General features: G+C 23.5%; 1 protein-coding gene. It reads left to right on the top strand.

Translation table 11 applies throughout. From position 1 onward, the window contains the following. Window positions 1–273 precede the first annotated feature (273 nt). On the top strand, window positions 274–371 hold a 98-nt coding region (locus KM800_RS15225), incomplete at its 3' end, for a type II toxin-antitoxin system YoeB family toxin (RefSeq protein WP_217813836.1).

The following is a 371-nucleotide window of genomic DNA, read 5'->3' as shown; positions in this document are numbered from 1 at the left end:
ATGTTTAATATAAGTAAACCTACTCTCTACAAAGTTATAGAGCAAATTAGTAAAAGCAAAGTATCATAGGAATATTATAAAGTTATAATTAATACGCAGTTTGTAGGATAAAGCGAAATAATTAATTATATTATTCCTATATTGTGTATCAACTAAAAATAAAAAACTATATTTGTTGTAATATTATATATAATATAATTAAAACAGGTGGTATTATGGCTCAGAAAACACTCAATATTTGTGTTGATGAAAAATTTAAAAAACAGGCAGAAAATGAATAAAGTATGGGCTGATGAAGCTTGGAATGATTATATTTATTGGCAATCGCAAGATAAGAAAACTTTAAAAAGAATAAATAATCTTATTAAGGA

Origin of the sequence: Clostridium tyrobutyricum (assembly GCF_019144085.1) — a bacterium.
Taxonomy (GTDB): Bacteria; Bacillota; Clostridia; order Clostridiales; family Clostridiaceae; genus Clostridium_B; species Clostridium_B tyrobutyricum_A.
The sequence above is the reverse complement of the archived record's forward strand: the minus strand, read 5'-3'. Positions and strand labels throughout refer to the sequence as shown.